The sequence below is a fragment of the Acinetobacter sp. YQ_14 genome, from assembly GCF_043102985.1.
GTDB lineage: Bacteria > Pseudomonadota > Gammaproteobacteria > Pseudomonadales > Moraxellaceae > Acinetobacter > Acinetobacter venetianus.
On record NZ_JBICJJ010000013.1, the window covers coordinates 22,055 to 41,211 of the forward strand.

Annotated in this window: 19 protein-coding genes; 12 read left to right on the plus strand and 7 right to left on the minus strand. The window is 40.5% G+C overall.

Annotation, left to right across the window (positions count from 1 at the left end):
- The first annotated feature begins 53 nt into the window (after positions 1–53).
- From mnmE to ACF8D3_RS07040, 3 genes are all read left to right on the plus strand, one after another.
- A complete protein-coding gene (gene mnmE / locus ACF8D3_RS07030; RefSeq protein ID WP_392470877.1) occupies positions 54–1,409 on the plus strand; it encodes a tRNA uridine-5-carboxymethylaminomethyl(34) synthesis GTPase MnmE in 1,356 nt (451 codons plus the stop codon).
- A gap of 202 nt (positions 1,410–1,611) precedes the next feature.
- The gene (locus tag ACF8D3_RS07035) at positions 1,612–1,947 is read left to right on the plus strand and encodes a hypothetical protein (RefSeq protein WP_392470879.1); all 336 of its coding nucleotides are present in this window, start codon (positions 1,612–1,614) and stop codon (positions 1,945–1,947) included.
- 77 nt (positions 1,948–2,024) lie between these two features.
- Positions 2,025–2,375, plus strand: coding sequence for a DUF2310 family Zn-ribbon-containing protein (locus ACF8D3_RS07040; protein WP_392470880.1), 351 nt, complete (start codon positions 2,025–2,027; stop codon positions 2,373–2,375).
- Positions 2,376–2,449: 74 nt separating this feature from the next.
- On the opposite strand, the gene ACF8D3_RS07045 is transcribed toward ACF8D3_RS07040, so the two are convergent.
- Positions 2,450–3,628, minus strand: coding sequence for a PilT/PilU family type 4a pilus ATPase (locus ACF8D3_RS07045; RefSeq protein WP_392470881.1), 1,179 nt, complete (start codon positions 3,626–3,628; stop codon positions 2,450–2,452).
- Positions 3,629–4,068: 440 nt separating this feature from the next.
- On the opposite strand from ACF8D3_RS07045, the gene ACF8D3_RS07050 reads away from it, so the two are divergent.
- Positions 4,069–4,767, plus strand: coding sequence for a DsbC family protein (locus ACF8D3_RS07050; protein ID WP_004882231.1), 699 nt, complete (start codon positions 4,069–4,071; stop codon positions 4,765–4,767).
- Between the two features lie 51 nt (positions 4,768–4,818).
- On the opposite strand, the gene ACF8D3_RS07055 is transcribed toward ACF8D3_RS07050, so the two are convergent.
- From ACF8D3_RS07055 to ACF8D3_RS07070, 4 genes are all read right to left on the minus strand, one after another.
- Positions 4,819–5,070, minus strand: coding sequence for a GlsB/YeaQ/YmgE family stress response membrane protein (locus ACF8D3_RS07055; protein ID WP_023012777.1), 252 nt, complete (start codon positions 5,068–5,070; stop codon positions 4,819–4,821).
- A 239-nt stretch (positions 5,071–5,309) separates the two neighbouring features.
- Positions 5,310–5,840, minus strand: a complete 531-nt coding sequence (gene hpt / locus ACF8D3_RS07060; RefSeq protein ID WP_007482163.1) for a hypoxanthine phosphoribosyltransferase — start codon at positions 5,838–5,840, stop codon at positions 5,310–5,312.
- A gap of 225 nt (positions 5,841–6,065) precedes the next feature.
- The gene (guaD, locus tag ACF8D3_RS07065; RefSeq protein WP_392470882.1) at positions 6,066–7,382 is read right to left on the minus strand and encodes a guanine deaminase; all 1,317 of its coding nucleotides are present in this window, start codon (positions 7,380–7,382) and stop codon (positions 6,066–6,068) included.
- Between the two features lie 210 nt (positions 7,383–7,592).
- Positions 7,593–8,546, minus strand: a complete 954-nt coding sequence (locus tag ACF8D3_RS07070; RefSeq protein ID WP_392470884.1) for a TerC family protein — start codon at positions 8,544–8,546, stop codon at positions 7,593–7,595.
- A 391-nt stretch (positions 8,547–8,937) separates the two neighbouring features.
- On the opposite strand from ACF8D3_RS07070, the gene ACF8D3_RS07075 reads away from it, so the two are divergent.
- Positions 8,938–10,134 carry a low temperature requirement protein A gene (locus ACF8D3_RS07075; protein ID WP_392470886.1) on the plus strand — a complete coding sequence of 399 codons (1,197 nt, stop codon included), beginning with the start codon at positions 8,938–8,940 and terminating at the stop codon, positions 10,132–10,134.
- Between the two features lie 38 nt (positions 10,135–10,172).
- Here ACF8D3_RS07075 and ACF8D3_RS07080 read toward each other — a convergent pair whose 3' ends face one another.
- The gene (locus ACF8D3_RS07080; protein WP_392470888.1) at positions 10,173–11,108 is read right to left on the minus strand and encodes a LysR family transcriptional regulator; all 936 of its coding nucleotides are present in this window, start codon (positions 11,106–11,108) and stop codon (positions 10,173–10,175) included.
- 105 nt (positions 11,109–11,213) lie between these two features.
- On the opposite strand from ACF8D3_RS07080, the gene ACF8D3_RS07085 reads away from it, so the two are divergent.
- The 4 genes from ACF8D3_RS07085 to ACF8D3_RS07100 are packed head-to-tail and all read left to right on the plus strand — an operon-like array spanning position 11,214 to position 15,038.
- Positions 11,214–12,446: an acyl-CoA dehydrogenase family protein gene (locus ACF8D3_RS07085; RefSeq protein WP_392470889.1), complete on the plus strand. Its 1,233-nt coding sequence runs from the start codon at positions 11,214–11,216 to the stop codon at positions 12,444–12,446.
- Between the two features lie 12 nt (positions 12,447–12,458).
- Positions 12,459–13,580 carry a phosphotransferase family protein gene (locus ACF8D3_RS07090; protein WP_392470890.1) on the plus strand — a complete coding sequence of 374 codons (1,122 nt, stop codon included), beginning with the start codon at positions 12,459–12,461 and terminating at the stop codon, positions 13,578–13,580.
- Entirely contained in the window at positions 13,577–14,275 is a 699-nt protein-coding gene (locus ACF8D3_RS07095) for a histidine phosphatase family protein (RefSeq protein WP_392470891.1), read from the plus strand. Before ACF8D3_RS07090 ends, ACF8D3_RS07095 begins: the two co-directional genes overlap by 4 nt.
- 19 nt (positions 14,276–14,294) lie before the next feature.
- A complete protein-coding gene (locus tag ACF8D3_RS07100) occupies positions 14,295–15,038 on the plus strand; it encodes an SDR family oxidoreductase (protein WP_392470893.1) in 744 nt (247 codons plus the stop codon).
- A 230-nt stretch (positions 15,039–15,268) separates the two neighbouring features.
- Here the strand turns inward: ACF8D3_RS07100 and mpl are convergent, their stop codons facing one another.
- Complete coding sequence (gene mpl / locus ACF8D3_RS07105; RefSeq protein WP_392470894.1) at positions 15,269–16,630, minus strand: UDP-N-acetylmuramate:L-alanyl-gamma-D-glutamyl-meso-diaminopimelate ligase; 1,362 nt, start codon at positions 16,628–16,630, stop codon at positions 15,269–15,271.
- A gap of 236 nt (positions 16,631–16,866) precedes the next feature.
- Here mpl and ACF8D3_RS07110 point away from each other — a divergent pair, with 236 nt between their 5' ends.
- From ACF8D3_RS07110 to ACF8D3_RS07120, 3 genes are all read left to right on the plus strand, one after another.
- Entirely contained in the window at positions 16,867–17,217 is a 351-nt protein-coding gene (locus tag ACF8D3_RS07110; protein ID WP_031234702.1) for a DMT family protein, read from the plus strand.
- Between the two features lie 136 nt (positions 17,218–17,353).
- The gene (gene purE / locus ACF8D3_RS07115) at positions 17,354–17,866 is read left to right on the plus strand and encodes a 5-(carboxyamino)imidazole ribonucleotide mutase (RefSeq protein ID WP_004882201.1); all 513 of its coding nucleotides are present in this window, start codon (positions 17,354–17,356) and stop codon (positions 17,864–17,866) included.
- Between the two features lie 11 nt (positions 17,867–17,877).
- Entirely contained in the window at positions 17,878–18,999 is a 1,122-nt protein-coding gene (locus ACF8D3_RS07120) for a 5-(carboxyamino)imidazole ribonucleotide synthase (RefSeq protein ID WP_392470896.1), read from the plus strand.
- The last annotated feature ends 158 nt before the right edge of the window (positions 19,000–19,157 follow it).

The following is a 19,157-nucleotide window of genomic DNA, read 5'->3' on the forward strand; positions in this document are numbered from 1 at the left end:
TGTATTAAGGGTGCTTGATTACATCATCCTTGCTTTTTCTAGGTGAATTTAACATGCAACATCAAACCACAATTGCTGCGATTGCTACCCCTTTAGGTCGTGGTGGTGTGGGCGTGATTCGTTTGTCTGGGCCAAAAGCTTATGCGATTGCAGCGCAACTGACGCAAAAAAGTCTTCCTGCCGCACGTATAGCTGGTTTTCGTCAGTTCTATGATGCTGATGGTTCCGTCATGGACGAAGGGATTGTGCTCTGTTTTCCGAATCCTCATTCGTTCACGGGTGAAGATGTCGTGGAGTTGCAGGGTCACGGTGGTCCAGTCATCCAGAATGCCTTATTGGCACGTTTACTCGATTTGGGTGCGACTGCTGCAAAAGCGGGTGAGTTTTCCATGCGCGCTTTTGAAAATGGCAAGATGGATTTGGTGCAGGCTGAAGCGATTGCTGACCTGATTGATGCGACCTCACAGGCGGCTGCACGTTCTGCGGTTCGTTCATTACAAGGTGTATTTTCAACCAAAATTAATACGGTTTTAGAAAAACTCATTCATTTACGGTTACATGTCGAGGCAGCGATTGATTTTCCTGAAGAAGAAATTGATTTCCTTGCGGATGGTAAGATCTTAGCGCTATTGGATGATGTACAAGACTCGGTTAAAGCGGTACAGCAATCTGCACGTCAAGGACAGCTGTTACGTGAGGGTTTACAGGTCGTCATTGCGGGTAAGCCAAATGCGGGTAAATCGAGCCTGTTAAATGCACTTGCAGGGCATGAGCGTGCGATTGTGACGGATATTGCGGGAACGACTCGAGATGTGTTGCATGAAAAAATCAGTTTGAATGGTTTACCAATTACTTTAACTGATACCGCTGGTTTACGTGAAACAGGTGATATTGTCGAACAAGAAGGGATTCGTCGTGCCATTAAGGAAATTGAACAGGCGGATTTATTACTACTGGTTTATGATTTAAATCAAGGCGATGAACCGTTACAGCTAGCACGTGAATATTTTGCCGATCATCTTGAGCCGAAGCGTTTACTGTTAATTGGCAATAAATGCGATTTAACGGGTCAGGATGCGACTTTAAGTGATTATCAGGGCTTCCGTCATATCAGTGTGTCTGCTAAACAGGATATGGGTGTTCAGGCGCTTATAGATGCGATAACAGCGCATGCAGGCTTTCAGCCTGAGGAAGACACCTTTATTGCGAGAACGCGTCATTTAGACGCAATGAAGCGTACTCAGCGTTATTTAGCAGAGGCACGTGAGCAACTCGTTGTATTTAACGCGGGTGAGCTGGTCGCTGAATCATTGCGTTTGGCACAAAATGCCTTGGGCGAAATTACAGGTGATTTTAGTGCTGATGATCTATTAGGGAAGATTTTTGGTTCTTTTTGTATTGGTAAATAAATTTAAATAATTTAGAAACTTAACATTATAAGCATTAAAGGAAATTTCTTTTAGTGCTTTTTTATTTAGACTAAAACTGGTTTTTAAATTTATATAATATTTATCATTTAATAATTTTAATTTACTTTTTAATTTTGATTAATATAATTTAAAACAATAATTTGGAAACTAATAAAACTTTATGAATATTAGGTTATATATATTGAATCATTTGATTTTAGGTACATGCTTCTTGATGTTTTCAACATTCACTTATTCTAAAACTGAGATTTATCAATGCCGTGAAAATGGAACCGTAGTCTTTCAATCTAAGCCATGTAAGGGTGTTGGTAAAACAGTGGCAGATAAATTAAAGGAAGAGCAAGAAGCCAAGGATAAAAGACTGGCTGAAATTCAAGAAAAAGAAAAGCGTTTGCAAGAGCGATTAAAGCAACAAGATAAAAAGGAAGTCGGTTTTAAAGAGTTTATTATCAGTTTGAAGAAAAAATTTTCTAGTTATTGGGATGCTTTCAAAAAGAAATTTACAATAGATGCTTAATTTATAACAACAGATTTATTTTATAAAGTATCAAAATAAATCTATCTTTGGGATAGAGTTTAGTAAAAGAGTTAGAAATGATTGCTTATAAAGTGATTTTTGGACCCATTACAAAAACAAGTCGAGAGGATGCAGAATGGATAGTCGAAGATTATATTTCCTCTTTATTTCATAATGGACAGGTATGCGGTGAGAATTTTTTAATCGTACAAGATGGACTACTGTGTTCGTATATTCATTTGCAAGGTATTAATGCAAATCTGAAAGAATATCATTGCAAATATGGCATCGAACGACTGAAACGCGTTATTGAGTTCTTTAGTTGCGAACCATCATGGGAATGTATTGATGATGATGTTCCAGAACAAAATACCCATTGGAAAAATGTTAGTTTCCTTTATCTCTATACTCATATGGATGATTGGTGAATGGTGTGGTTTTAAAATCAAATGAAAATTTATAAAAAAGCGTAGATTTTACGCAAACCTACGCTTTTTTATATTTAAGCTTCTTCTTGCTCTTCAGCTTTTTCTTCTTCTTTCGCCATATTCAGTGCCGTTGCAGCGACAGGTACACCCTCTTGGCGGCTACTTTTCAATTTGATTTGTAAGCGTAATTCATTGACTGAATCTGCATTTCGCAACGCCTCGTCATAGCTAATCGCGCCTTCGTTATAGAGATCAAACAAGGCCTGATCAAACGTTTGCATACCCAATTCACGTGATTTGCTCATAATTTCTTTAAGCACATGGAATTGTCCTTTTAGAATATTATCTGCAATCAATGGCGTATTGAGTAGAATCTCAATTGCTGCACGACGACCTTTACCATCCTCTGTACGAACTAAGCGCTGTGAAATAATGGCTTTCATATTGGATGATAAATCCATCAGCAATTGATTACGGCGCTCTTCAGGGAAGAAGTTAATAATACGATCTAAGGCTTGGTTGGCATTATTTGCGTGTAAAGTCCCTAAACAGAGATGTCCTGTTTCCGCAAAAGCAATCGCATGTTCCATGGTTTCAGTATCGCGGATCTCTCCAATCAGAATGACATCAGGCGCTTGGCGTAAGGTATTTTTCAAAGCGTGATGCCATGAGTGGCAATCAACGCCAACCTCACGATGCGTAATCATCGATTTTTTGTGCTTGTGTACATATTCCACAGGGTCTTCAACGGTGATGATATGACCTGCTGAATTCTCATTGCGATGATCAATCATGGCTGCTAAAGAGGTTGACTTACCTGAGCCAGTACCACCAACGACCAACACTAAACCTCGCTTTTCCATGATCACATTTTTAAGTGATTCTGGTAGTTTTAGTTTTTGAAAGGTTGGAATTTCAGAGGTAATGGTGCGAATGACCATCCCGATTTGAAGTTGTTGTTTGAATACATTGACGCGGAAACGTGAAACATTTGGAACATTAATGGCGAAATTACATTCCCATTCATTTTCAAATTCTAGTCTTTGCTTTTCATTCATTAAACTATAAGCAAACAATTTGGTTTTATCAGCTGTTAGAGCCTGCTGTCCCAAAGGTCGCATTAATCCTTGTAATTTAATACTCGGAGGAAAATCAGCGGTTATAAATAAATCAGAGCCACCATATTCCACAACTTTGGTGAGCATATGGAACATAAAGGTTTTGGCTTCTTCTAATAATTCAGCATTGTACATTGATATACCCAGATTTTTTTAAAGCATTTAGAATTGCAATTAAGTTGGATGAAACTAAAAACACAGATTTAAGAGAACATATCCTTGTTTCTTAAAAATGAAGCAGCGCAATATGACAAAATTGGCGATTACGCTGCTATGAATCTTTGGTTTAGAGAGATGATTTAATTTCGATGAGATTATTCCAAAGATCAACTCTACGATCTACTTGGTTTTAAATTTATAGTAATAATTTCAATGTGATGTGATAAAAATTGTCAGCTTTTTACTTAAAATATGCTTTAACTTGAGAACTCCATCAAATTGATTGAAATGAATAGAACGTTCCACGTGAAACATGGGGCGATTGGTTTGATTTTGGTTGTGACTCCGTAAGCTTTGCAGTCTCAATAAATCAGAGTGATTACAATAGCCGCTGATTTTAAAATTGAGTTTGCGTCATGTTAAAGAAAATTGGGATTTTTTCACTTTTAGGCTGCGTCTCTGCTTTCAGCTTTGCAAATGTGGAAACATTAAAAAGCAATTTGAGTAAACAATATCCCAATATTCAAGTTACCAATATTCAGCCTACTGAAATGTCTGGTTTATATAGTGCCAATCTCGATAATCAGATCATTTATTTAGATGAAAATGCCGAGCATATGTTCATCGGATCAATGGTTCGTCTTAAAGATCAAAAGAATCTCACTAAAGATTTAGTGTTAAAGCAAAATTCGATTGATTGGAAACAACTTCCTCTCAAAGATGCGATCAAAACAGTGAAAGGCAATGGCAAAAGACAATTGGCAATTTTCTCTGACCCTAATTGCCCGTATTGTAAAAAACTAGAGGCAGAGCTAGATAAGCTAAATGATGTCACTATTTACACCTTCATTTATCCATTAAAAACACAGTCAATTGCTGTGTCTAAACAAGTTTGGTGTGAAGCAAATCCTGCATATGCATGGAAGAATCTATTGCAGAAAAATGTTCAGCCCAAAGCCAAAACTTGTGCAAATCCAATTGATCGTAACTTAGAATTAGGTCGTAAATTGGGGGTACAAGGCACACCAACCTTAATTTTTGGCAATGGCTTAAAAATGGTCGGTGGTCGTAGTGCCGAAGAAATCCAAATGATTTGGAAAGAATTAGAATTATAGAAATTCTCCCAATTCATTGATTAACGATGAATTGGGAGTTTTAACCTGAGATTAACTTTTCTTGGTCACAAGATTGTAGATAAATAGAATAATAACAGCACCGATGACTGACGCAATAAAACCAGCCGCTGAATTCTCTGCATATAAACCGAGTAATCGACCGCCGTAGGTGGCAAGTAATGAACCAGCTATCCCTAATAAGGTTGTTACGATGAAGCCTGCTTTATCATCTCCAGGATGTAGAGCACGTGCAATTAAGCCCGCAAAAAAACCAACTACAATTGCCACAATTAGAGACCACATTGTCTTTTCTCCTTGTTTTCACAATGGTATTTGTTGTTATCCTGCTTGATAGAGCTTACTTTTGTCTGTAGTGGATTGCTCACTTATGTCGTATTTTTGTGCAACTTGAGTCAAGTTAAATAAATACTCCAACAAAAAAAGGTGCTTTGCAGCACCTTGATTACAAATGATATCTTAGCAAAAATATAAACCCCAAAAATTTATCTAAAGATTCAATTTGCGAGAGATGTCAAAACATCTTAAAGACCGATCTCACCAATAAATGGCAGATGACGATATTTTTGATCAAAGTCGAGGCCATAGCCAACGATAAAGCGGTCTTCAACTTCAAAACCAAGGAATTTTACATCTAAATCAATTTCACGGCGTGATGGTTTGCTGACCAATGTACATAATTCAATTGAATTTGGATTACGGGTTTGCAGAATTTCCATCACTTTACTTAATGTCCGTCCTGAATCGATAATATCTTCAACGACGAGAACATCTTTACCTCGAATTTGACCATCAAGATCTTTTAAAATTTTAACATCACGTGAAGAAACAGTTGTACCGTTTACATAGCTAGATACAGTCATAAAATCGAGTTCATGTGGTTTTTCAATGGCACGACACAAATCTGCCATGAAAATGACTGAACCACGCAATAAGCCAATCAATACCAGTTCTTTATCACTTTGAGCATAGTGTGCGTTGATTTTATCGCCGAGTTCTTTCACTTTGGCTTGGATCTCTTCACTGGAAATCATTACGCGCATTGCAACAGTCATCGATAGAGTCCTAAAACTTAAAAACAGGAAAAATAAAAAAGGTGTTGACCAGCAACACCTCGAAATCTTGAGTTAATGTGAGAATTCTAAAACAAAATCACACGTCATGCACCTTTTGATGGTGCAGAAAATGTATCATTTTTCGGCGGACGGCTGTCACGTTTCAAAAGAACAGCACAGCCTAAAACCAACAACACCCACCCAAGTCTTTGTTTGGATGTTTGTTTAGTGGGCACTATATGCTTTTTGTCCATAAATATAAGTTGCCTCAATATTACGGTCATCACCCATGGTAAATAGTGCAAATAAGCTATCATCAATCGACTTTGAGCGTGACTGACGCAGTTGTTGCAAAGCTGTTGCTTTGAGGTTGAGCACTACAAAATCAGCTTCTTTACCGACATTAAAGTTCCCTAACTTATCATCTAAGTCTAAGGCTTTCGCGCCACCTAAAGTGGCATGATATAAGGATTCAAAAGCAGAGAGTTTGTCCCCTTGCAGTTGCTGGACTTTATAAGCCTCATTTACCGTTTGTAGGAGACTGAAAGACGTCCCTGCCCCAATATCTGTACCCAAGCCAACTTTAACTTTTTGCTCCCAAGTCTTTTTCAATGGAAATAAGCCACTGCCTAAGAACAAGTTTGAGGTCGGACAGAATGCGATTGCTGAGTCCGTATCATGCATGCACTGCCATTCAGCATCTTCCAAATGAACGCAATGTGCGAAGACCGAACGTTGTCCAGTTAAGCCATAATGGTGATAGACATCAAGATAGCCTTTTTGTTCGGGGAATAAATCTTTCACCCAAGCGATTTCATCTTTATTTTCACTTAAATGGGTGTGCACATAGACATCTGGGAATTGTGCTTTGAGCTGCCCTGCTTTTTCGAGTTGTTCTGGGGTTGAGGTAGGTGCAAAACGAGGTGTAATTGCATACAAGGCACGACCTTGACCATGCCACTTCTCAATCAGTGCTTTAGAGTCGTCGTAAGCGCTTGCTGCGGTGTCACACAGCGCTTCAGGTGCATGACGATCCATCATTACTTTACCTGCGATTAAACGCATTTGGTGCTGTTGTGCAGCTTCAAAAAGGGCATCGACTGATTCTGGATGAACCGTACAGAATACCAGTGCGGTCGTTGTTCCATTTTTGAGTAATTCATTCACAAAGAATTTAGCGATTTCTTGCGCATAAGCTTTGTCTTGAAATTGGATTTCTGTTGGAAAGGTATATGTATTTAACCAACTGAGCAGCTGTTCCCCGTATGCACCGACCATTTCAGTTTGCGGAAAATGGATATGCGTATCAATCATGCCAGGAATGATAAGTTGTTCTGGATAATGCTGAATTTCAACGTTTGTAGGTAGTTCAGACTGAGCATCTTCCCAAGCGCCAAACCAACGAATCTTACCTTGTTCAGTGATCATGATACCATCTTCGAGATAGCGAACTTGATCGGTAATTTCTGCGGCTTGAGAAACAGTGTTTTGAATATCTAAGAAGCGACCACGAATCACCGTGATAGGAGTAGCCAAAGTCATAACAACCTACAATTTTACTTTTTTCGGTTGATTGTACCTGATTTTGCCAAAGTTACTGGATTATTCGCCTATTTTAAGTGCTTAAAACGTGTATAAATGTGAGTCATTATTTGAGTCAATTCATTTTCATTGAATATTGGAATGGATGATTTATCAACACATAAGCAAAAAAGGGCCTTCCATAAAGACCCTTTTTTAAATGCTTTGTGATTATTGCGCTTGACGTTTGTTATGACGTATAGAGAGATAAGCCGTAATACTGAGCACAAGGACAATAAAACCGAGTGAAATCCAAATCGGCATGTGGAACACATCGAGCAATAACATTTTCGCACCGATGAACAATAAGATAATCCCCAAGCCATACGGTAAATAATGCATCTTGGTTGCTGCACTTGCGAGTAAGAAGAACATTGCACGTAGACCCAAGATCGCCATTAAGTTTGCGGTTAAAACAATGAACGGATCACTGGTAACAGCAAAAATCGCGGGAATAGAGTCAACAGCAAAAATTACATCTGAAGCTTCAACAAGGATTAACACCAAGAATAAAGGCGTTGCCCAAAGCACACCATTTTGGCGAATGAAGAATTTATTGCCTTCTAGTTTTGGCGTAATACGCATATGTTTGCGTAGCCATTTCAGCAATTTAATATCTTCGATATTGGTTTCTTCATCTTGTCCTTTGAGGAACTTAAAGCCTGTATAGACCAAGAACGCGCCGAAGATATACAGCACCAAAGAAAACTCTTGAACAAACCAAGCGCCGATAAAGATAAAGATAGTTCTTAGAATGATTGCCCCAAGTACGCCGTAAAGTAAAATTTTACGTTGTAGCGCGGGTGGAATCGCAAATGCAGCGAAAATCATCAGCCACACGAAGACGTTATCAATCGCAAGTGATTTTTCGAGTAGATAGCCTGCGAAGTATTCCATGGTTTTTTGGTTCGCTATGGTTGCACCCAGCGTTTGCTGAAGATAGAACCACAAACCACCGCCAAAGAGCATGGCAACCGTGACCCAAGCAATACTCCAATACGCCGCCTGCTTAATTGGAACATCTTGGTTTTGCTTTTGTTTAAAGCCTAAAAAGTCGATCAATAGCATGACAATGACAATGCCAAAGAACGCAACATACAGCCATAAATTGCCGATAGTTTCCATCACAACTCCCTATCTGGCAAATGGACATAAAAAAACCTTGACCAGTTGCCAGATGAATTAATACATCTGTTTCAACATGATCAAGGTCTTGCCTACATCACAAATGATTGTGATGCTCAGAGTCCGACTTTTTGCAAAGTGTAATGACGAAGCTCTGACACCTAAGTATTTGATCTCTTAGGTTTGGAGGAGGCTACTCCCCTTGTCAACAAATTTTGTATGGATGGTGACATCCAAATATGTGCGTAGAATTACACAAATAATCTATTTAAGCAAATGCTCAACGCATAAATTTTAAACTTGATTTTTGTATGATCGAAGCAATAGGTAAAACAGCCCAGATCGATTAAGTTATACCTGAAGAGCTTTATTTTGTTTTGAGAAATAAGAAATGAGTGTTGAAAAAATACTAAATAAACCCCTGAAATTGTTTGCCCCTCGTGACCCTGAAGAAGCACATCGTGCTGCTACCCCGTTAGAGCTTTTATTTGACCTTATTTTTGTTGTTGCCATTGCGACTGCTGGGCAGCAACTACATCATGCCATGATTGAAGGGCACTTATGGCATGCTCTGCCGACCTATTGTATGGTGTTTTTTGCTCTGTGGTGGGCATGGATGAATTTTACGTGGTTTGCTTCCGCGTATGACAATGATGACACGCTTTATCGTTGTCTTACTTTTGTGCAAATCGCGGGGTCATTAGTGATGGCAGCTGGGATTCCAGCCGTTTTTCAACAACACAATTTCGATGTGATTATCATTGGTTATGTGATTATGCGATTGGCTTTAGTCACTCAATGGATACGTGTGGCAAAGCATGATCCCGAGCGCAAAGTGACTGCTTATCGTTATGCAATTGGTATTGTATTGGTTCAGTTAGGCTGGCTGGTTGGTAATTTTAGCCCCATTCACATGACTACGTGGTTATTTCTCATTCTGGTCTTTTTTGAATTAGCCGTTCCTTTTTATGCTGAAAAGCATGCTGCTACACCATGGCATCCACATCATATTGTTGAACGTTATGGGCTACTGACCATTATTGTATTAGGCGAATCCATCATTGGCAGTTTTGCCGCTACACAGGAAGCCTTTTCGAATCGTGTGATCAATTACCAAGAAGTATTTTTAATTATTGGCGGTTTATTGATGATGTTTGCGATGTGGTGGGTCTATTTTGATCGTAGTCATCATCACCATCAACGCCGTGGTGTGCAGCCGTTTTTATGGGGCTATGGCCACTTTTTTATCTTTATCAGTATTGCTGTACTAGGTGCTGCTTTAGCTGCCGCGGTTGATGTTTCAACACAACATGCACATATTTCAAGCCAAATGATGGGATTAATTATTGCGACCAGTTTGGCGGTATACAGCACTTATATTTGGCTGTTTTATGAGGCGTTTTATTTATCAGGATGGAGGCGTTGGGTTTATCCAATTACTGTATTGATCCTGTTTTCGATTCCTTTTTTATTTACAGATATTGGCTACATCGTTTTTGCAATGGCAGTTATTTATATTCTTCGGCTGATGATTTCTAAAGTGTATTTAATGAATTGTGATGATGAGCTAAGCATTACAACGCATTAAAGTTCTTCTTCATTCGAACTAAAACCAAGTTTAGCGTTTTAATGCGCTAAATTGGTTGGCTCAAAAATTTTCAAAATTTCGTTTCGAAGAAACTGATGGCGAGGATTGTCCCGAACTGTGTCATGCCAATACATGCCCATCTTAATTTTAGGTAATTCGATGGGTAGCGGATGAATATTTAAATTTTCTGCATAATGCAGATGTTTAAGGATACTTTGTGGAATGGTTAGAATTGCATCGGGGTATTGAGCAAGCACTTGTAGCGCAGTGGAATAATGCTGACAACGCAAGAAAATTTGCCGCGACAGTTGCTGACGATTGAGATAAATATCTTCAAGCAATAAGCCTGTGCGCCTTGATGATACACCGATATGTGGTGCGGAGAGATAGTGTGATAAATCCATCTGCATTTGCTGTGTACACACCACAAAATGATCATCAATTAAGTTTTCAAACTGTAAATTGGCTTGATACGGTTGCACCAGATCAATCACAAAATCAATTTGTTGAGCTGATAAATCAGCCAGCATATTTTTACGATCCAACTTAGAACTCAGAAACTGAATATCAAGATTGAGTTGGGTGAAATGACGAACCAATTGCGGAAAAATAATCGGTTCAATTTCATCATGTATGGCAATTTTAATGCTTTGCAGCATGCTTGGTACAAAGTCTTGCTGAGGAATTGCAATATTCTGAATCGTGAGCAGCGCATTTTGAATCGGTTGATAAATTTGCTCAGCATACGGCGTTGGCAGCATTTTTTGTCCACTGCGAACAAACAGTTCATCTTGTAGTTGTGTACGTAATCGCTGTAATGCATGGCTAACCGCAGATTGGCTGATACAGAGTAGTTGCGCCGCTTTGGAAATGCTTTTTTGTTCAAAAATCGCGATGAAAAGCGGGTATAAATTAATATCAATACGATGGAAATGTCCCACTTCTAATGGGTTTTTATTATGAATCTGATTCATAGTTTTGAATAAAATAAAATCATTTCATTCATAATAAATATTCGCTTATGGTGATGTAAAGCAGCGAAGTGTTTTTCGCCAAATTTTTCATTTAGGGAGATGATGATGTTTGCATTATCTGAACGTGCACAGGATTTTATTGCTCGCGCACAGGCATTTATCCAACAAGAAATAGAACCAATAGAAAAAGCATTTTGGGATGAAACACATCGTTTAAATGTCGATGGTGATTGGACCAAATGGCAATGGCCAGCTCAACTTGAACAACTCAAAGCGAAAGCCAAAGCAGCTGGCTTATGGAATATGTTTTTGCCTGATGCAGAACTCGGCGTAGGTTTATCTGTGCAGGAATACGCACATATTGCCGAACTCACAGGACGTAGTTTACTTGCGCCGACCGTTTTTAACTGTAATGCACCCGATAGCGGCAATATGGAAGTGTTATGGCGCTATGGTAGTGAAGCGCAGAAACAACAATGGTTGCATCCGCTATTGAATGCTGAAATTCGTTCAGTGTTCTGTATGACTGAACCTGCGGTTGCATCGAGTGATGCCACCAATATGCAAGCAACGGCTGTGATTGATGGTGATGAAATCGTCCTGAATGGTCGTAAATGGTGGTCGTCAGGTTTAGGTGATCCAAATGCCAAAGTGATTATTTTCATGGCCTATACGCCAGATCCAAGCAAAGATCGTCATCATCAACATTCAATGGTACTCGTACCCATTGATACACAAGGTGTCAGCATTGAGCGAATGCTTCCAGTTTTTGGGGATTACGATGCGCCACATGGACATGGGCAAGTCAATTTTGACAATGTACGTGTGCCTGTCAGTAACTTTATCGGCGGTGCAGGACAAGGTTTTGAGATTGCCCAAGGGCGTTTAGGACCTGGACGTATTCATCACTGTATGCGTTGTATAGGCGCAGCAGAAAAAGCGCTAGAGTTGATGATTGATCGAGGCATGTCACGTAAAGCCTTTGGGAAAGAAATTCTTAAACTCGGGGGTAACTTGGAACGTGTCGCTGAAGCACGCGTGCAAATCGACCAAGCTCGGTTATTGACCCTGTATGCAGCTTATAAAATGGATACTTTGGGCAATATGGCGGCGTTAACCGAGATTTCAGCGATCAAAGTGGTTGCGCCAACTGTGTTGCAAAATGTCGTCGATATGGCGATTCAGATTCACGGTGGTGAGGGTGTGTCACGAGATACTCCACTGACTGCATTCTTTAATCAAGCACGCAGTTTACGTTTAGCTGATGGACCTGACGAAGTGCATAAAGGCATGATTGCTAAATTAGAGTTAAAAAAACGTGGTTATGGTCGCGGATAAGGATATAAGCAAATGACAGTAATTGATGTGGGTGGACAAGTTCGTCACGGTGAAGAACTGGATATTTCTGCGGTTGAAACATGGTTGAAAGATCAGGGTGTCATCTTGCAAGGTCAAGCACAGGTAACCCAATATTCAGGTGGTGCATCGAATTGGACTTATCTTCTTGAATATGACAATGTCGATTTGATTTTGCGTCGTCCTCCTAAGGGAACCAAAGCCAAATCAGCACATGACATGGCACGTGAATATAACGTGCAGAAACATCTTGCACCGTTCTACCCTGTCCTGCCTGAAATGGTAGCATTGTGCCAAGACGAACATGTCATTGGCTGTGATTTCTATGTGATGAAGCGAATTGCAGGCATTATTCCGCGTGCCAATTTACCTAAAGAATTACAGCTGGATGAGCCACAGGTGCAGCAGCTTTGTCTCAATGTTTTGGATAAATTGATTGAATTGCATCAAGTGCCTTATCAAGGTACAGAACTGGAAAAACTTGGCAAAGGCGAAGGTTATTGCCGCCGTCAGGTTGAAGGCTGGGATACACGTTATCAAAAAGCATTAACGCCGAATGTGCCTGATTTTGCTTTTGTACGTCAGTGGCTACAAGAGTACATCCCTACTGACTCTAAAACTTGTGTGATTCATAATGATTGGCGCTTTGATAATGTTATTTTAGATCCACAGCAGCCAATGAAAGTGATTGGTGTATTGGATTGGGAAATGGCAACGTTGGGTGATCCCTTAATGGATTTGGGCAGTGCCCTCGCCTACTGGATTCAAGATGACGATGACGCACTGATGAAATCCAGCCGCCGTCAACCGACCAATCTAAAAGGCATGCTGACACGTCAGCAAGTGGTGGATTATTATCTGGAAAAAACAGGCTTACAGCCGACGAACTGGGCATTTTATGAAGTGTTTGGTTTATTCCGTTTAGCCGTGATTGCTCAGCAAATTTATTATCGTTATTACCATCAGCAAACAGATAATCCAGCTTTTAAAGACTTTTGGATTATGATCCACGCTTTACATATTCGAGCATTAAAGCTCATTGCAGAAAATAATGTAGAAACACAGCAGTTGATCCCTGAATATGCAGCAAAATTACAGGATATTTTAAAACGATGAGCACGATTTATTTAGTGCGACATGGGCAAGCCTCGTTTGGAGCTGCAAGCTATGATCAACTATCTGCCAAAGGTGAGCAGCAAGCACAGGTGGTGGGTGATTTCTTTCAATCAACACTAAAACATACTCCGCTTGTGATTGCTGGGTCAATGCAGCGTCATCAACAAACCGCGCAGTTGGCTCTGGCTCAGAGTTTTCAAGACGTTGTGGTGCAAACAGAGTCTGCTTGGAATGAGTTTGATCATCAGCATGTGTTTGCTCAGTATGAACCGCGTTTTAATCAACCTGAATTATTGAAGCAAGATGTTGCTCAAGTTGCCAATCCACGTGTGTATCTGGCTAAAATTTTTGATGGTGCGATTGACCGCTGGATCAGCGAGCAATATGACCATGAATATCATGAAACATGGTTAGCCTTTCAGACCCGTGTAGAAATGGCTTTGCAAAACCTTTGTGCCAATATTGATGTAACAGGACACAAACAAGCCGTAGTATTTAGCTCAGGTGGAGTCATTTCTGTGGCTGTGGGCAAGGTCTTGGGATTGAATGCGAAACAGATTTTTGCATTGAATTGGTCGATTGCCAACGCCAGCGTCACAACACTGCGTTGGGTAGATGGTCGTTTGCAATTACTCAGCTTTAATGAGCATCATTATTTAAAAGCACGTGATGCTGAACTTTTAACATGGATTTAAATAAAAATAGGTGGCCGGCATGGCAAAGACAATTTTAATTACAGGTGCAAGTTCAGGTTTAGGTGCAGGTATGGCAAGAGAGTTTGCTGCCAAAGGCTACAATCTGGCGTTGTGTGCACGACGTTTGGAACGTTTAGAAGCATTACAACAAGAGCTGCAAAGTCAGTTTTCTATTCAGGTCAAGATTAAGACGCTTGATGTGACTCATTACGATGATGTTTTTACGGTTTTTAAAGCTTTTCAGCAAGAATTTGGCAGTGTTGATCGCATTATTGTCAATGCGGGTGTAGGTGATGGTCGCCGTATTGGTAAAGGTCATTTTGACGTGAATCGTGCTACAGCGGAAACCAATTTTATTTCAGCACTGGCACAATGCGAAGCAGCGATTGAAATCTTTAGAGCACAAAATAAGGGGCATTTGGTGGTGATTTCTTCGATGAGTGCGATGCGTGGTTTACCCAATCATTTGTCGACTTATGCTGCGAGTAAAGCAGCTGTCGCGCATTTGGCAGAAGGGATTCGTGCCGAGTTGTTGCATACACCAATCAAAGTCTCAACGATTTTCCCTGGTTATATTCGAACTGAATTGAATGAAGGTGCGAAGAAGTTACCGTTTGAAGTGGATGAGAAGACAGGAAGCAAGGCTTTGGTGAAAGCCATTGAGAAGGAACCAGTGAAGGCGTATGTGCCGCAGTGGCCGTGGTTGCCAATGGGTATAGCAATGAAGATTTTGCCGTTAAAATTGGTGAATAAACTGAGTTGATTGCCATTAAAATGAATCGGAGATATCTCTATTTGGCAAGTTTTCACAGCCTCATATAGGCTGAATAGTCGAGTTGTTTGGGTATAGGCGTTTCCTTACTTTTCAAAGATGAAAAGTAACAAAAATCTTTTGTTGGACTGATGGTATATCCCTATACCACAGTCCAACGGGCGGCATCCATGCCGCCTGTCACGATAGTGAATACCGTTCTAAAATTATGAAAAGCTCGATTAAGATAAAGCCGTAATCAACTTTTGGTGTAAACCACCAAAACCACCATTGGACATGATCACCACAGCGTCACCCTCACCTGCTTCATTGACTACACGAGCAATAATGTCATCCAGTGAGCGGCTGACTTCAGCTTTGTTTGATGATGCAGAGATGACAGGTTGTAAATCCCAATCCAAGCCTTCAGGTTGATACCAAATCACTTCATCTGCTAAACGCGCAGAGTGCGCCAAACCATCTTTATGACTGCCCATACGCATGGTGTTTGAACGAGGCTCGATAATCGCCCATAGCTTACGTTCGCCTAGACGTTTACGTGCGCCGTCTAAAGTCGTTTCAATGGCAGTTGGATGATGGGCAAAATCATCATAGACTTCGATACCACGAACCGTTCCCAAAAGCTCCATGCGACGCTTCACACCACCAAAGTTAGATAAGGCTTCGCAAGCTTGCTCAAGGCTAACACCGACATGCTGAGCCGCTGCAATCGTTGCCAATGCATTAGCAACACTATGCTGTCCTGTCATATTCCATTGTACTTCGCCAACCACGTTGCCATGTTCAAGCACGTTAAAGTGGCTACCATCGGCACTGATCAGTTCAGCAGATAAAGCCGCTTGATCATTCGGCTCAAGGCTAGTACGAACTACAGGCGTCCAACAGCCCTGCTCCAGTACTTCATCAATATTAGTTTCAGTGATTGGTGCAATAATACGACCTTCACTTGGAATGGTACGCACGAGGTGATGGAATTGTTTTTGAATCGCAGCAAGGTCATCGAAAATGTCAGCGTGGTCAAATTCAAGGTTATTTAAAATCGCAGTTTTAGGGTGATAGTGAACGAACTTCGAACGTTTATCGAAGAATGCAGAATCATATTCATCTGCTTCTACACAGAAGTATTTTCCACCACCTAAACGTGCGCTTTCGCTAAAACCAAGCGGTACGCCACCAATCAAAAATCCAGGATTTAAACCTGCTTGATCCAGCACCCAAGCTAACATTGTGGTCGTTGTGGTTTTACCATGAGTACCAGCAACACCGAGTACATGTTTGCCTTGTAAAACATGGTCAGCCAAGAACTGCGGGCCTGAAATATAAGGTAGACCTTCATTAAGCATGTATTCAACGGCATCAATACCACGTTTCATGGCATTACCGACAATCACGAGATCAGGATGGGGTTGTAAATGGCTACGATCGTAGCCCTGCATTAGTTCAATACCTGCATTTTCGAGTTGGGTAGACATTGGCGGATAAACATTGGCATCTGAACCTGTGACTTTATGTCCTAAATCTCGTGCTAATAGAGCCAGAGACCCCATAAATGTGCCACAAATACCCAAAATATGCAGATGCATAACTCGCCTACTCCACTGCTTTTGATACAGCACAACTTGGTGTCTGTATTTGTCATTATCAATAAAAATCAATCGCAACGATAGCAAGGCTTGCAGTGAAAAGATAGTCAAAATTCGTTGTTGTTGTTTAGGAATCAGATTGCGAATAAATGATAAAATATAAGGTCTGTTGGATGATCTTCCCATACCCTGCAAGGCACATTTTAAAGCCTGAATTTTTCTAAAAGGATAAGACTTTGAGCCCGACTCTTATAGCGCTATGTTTCCTTATCATTTCCAATTGTTTTATGACTTTAGCGTGGTACGGGCATTTAAAATTTTTGCATCATGCGCCCCTTTGGCAAGCCATTTTATTTGGATGGTGTATTGCCCTACTTGAATATAGTTTTATGATTCCAGCAACCAAACTGCTCAATGCAAATGGCTGGAGTTTGGGTGAGATGAAAATTACCCAAGAAGTGGTAACGCTGATTGTATTCGTCCCCTTTATGATTTTTCTATTCAAACAACCATTCAAGCTAGACTACGTCTGGGCGATGTTATGTCTATTGGGCTGTGTCTACTTTGTTTTCCGCAATCAAAGCTAATTTGATTCGAAATCATTCGCAGCGTTCTTTTGTTGGGGATGATTGAAAAAAACGCTATAATATTTGCCAATTTCTTCCTTCGTGCTTGGCGCAAGTCGAGATACTTCTCTATTTTTATCATGTTTTGGAAAAGCCAATGAATGCGGTCGCAACAGATAGCCAACCTTTAGTCGGGATTATCATGGGTTCTCAATCAGATTGGGCAACTCTCGAACATACTGCAAATATGCTCAAACAATTGGGTGTACCTTTCGAAGCTGAAGTGGTTTCTGCGCACCGTACACCAGATCGTTTGTTTGAATATGCTGAAACAGCACGTGACCGTGGTATTCAAGTGATTATTGCGGGTGCTGGCGGTGCAGCGCATTTACCGGGTATGTGTGCAGCTAAAACTGACTTACCTGTACTTGGTGTTCCTGTTAAATCTTCGATTTTAAATGGCGTTGATTCATTGCTTTCAATCGTACAGATGCCTGCTGGTATTGCAGTAGGAACATTAGCGATTGGCCAAGCAGGTGCGACCAATGCTGCGATTATGGCAGCGCAAATCTTAGGTTTAACGCGTCCTGAAATTGCTAAAAATGTTGCTGACTTCCGTACTGCTCAAACCGAAAAAGTGTCAGGCAATAACATTCCTGGTCAAGTTTAACGGAGCTGATCATGAATAAAACCATTGGCATTTTTGGTGGCGGTCAGCTTGGACGCATGATGGCGCAAGCAGCGTTACCGCTTAATATTCAATGCAGCTTTTTTGAAGCAGAAACAGACTGCCCAGCAGCGATTCTAGGTCCAGTTTTTTCAAGCAAAACTGAGCAAGGTTTACAGGACTTTATTGCGAGTGCAGATGTTTTCAGCCTTGAGTTTGAAAATACCCCTGTGGCTGATGTAGATGTTTTGACACAAACCAAGACACTGCACCCTCCTCGCCTTGCTTTGGCAACTGCCCAGAATCGTTTGGCTGAAAAATCCTTATTTGATGAATTGAATATTCCTGTTGCGCCGTATCGTGCTGTGGATAGCTTAGACAGCTTAAAACAAGCGGTGGCTGATCTAGGTTTACCAATCGTGTTGAAAACGGTGACAGGTGGTTACGATGGCAAGGGTCAATTTGTTCTTCGTTCAGAAGATCAGATTGATACAGCGTGGGCTGAACTTGGTCCGGCGAAAAGCTTGATCGCTGAAAGTTTTGTGAAATTCAGTCGTGAAGTTTCGATTATTGCAGTTCGTGGTCAAGATGGCGATGTCAAAACTTGGGCACTCGCTGAAAACCACCACCATAATGGTATCTTGTCACACTCGATTGTACCTGCGCCAAATAGCACAGATCTGCAACCTGTTGCGCAAGATTATATTACCCGTTTGTTGAACCACTTAAATTATGTCGGTGTTCTTACACTCGAGTTATTTGTGACTGAGCAAGGTTTATATGCCAATGAAATGGCATGTCGTGTACACAACTCAGGTCATTGGTCGATCGAAGGTGCAATTTGTTCGCAATTTGAAAATCATATCCGCGCTGTGGCGGGTTTACCTTTGGGTTCAACCGATGTGGTTCGCCCAACGGTGATGATCAATATTATTGGTCAACATCCAAAATCTGAAGATGTATTGGCGCTGCAAGGTGCACATTTACATCTCTATAATAAGTCAGAGCGTACTGGTCGTAAGTTAGGTCATATTACCTTGATGCCGAATAATTCGGATGATTTAATAGGCCTATGCCGTCAATTAGCACAGATTTTACCTGTACCTTTAGCATTGACGGCTGATATGAATCTCTAAACTTATCCACAATGCCGTAAAAAAAGCGATCTTCGGATCGCTTTTTTATTGTCTATCCATTTTTAAATTTAAAAAGTATGGAGAATCGAGCTTGTGGATAACTTTTATTTGTCATTTTGAATTTAAAGTATGACCCTGAATTTGAATTCAAATGAGTT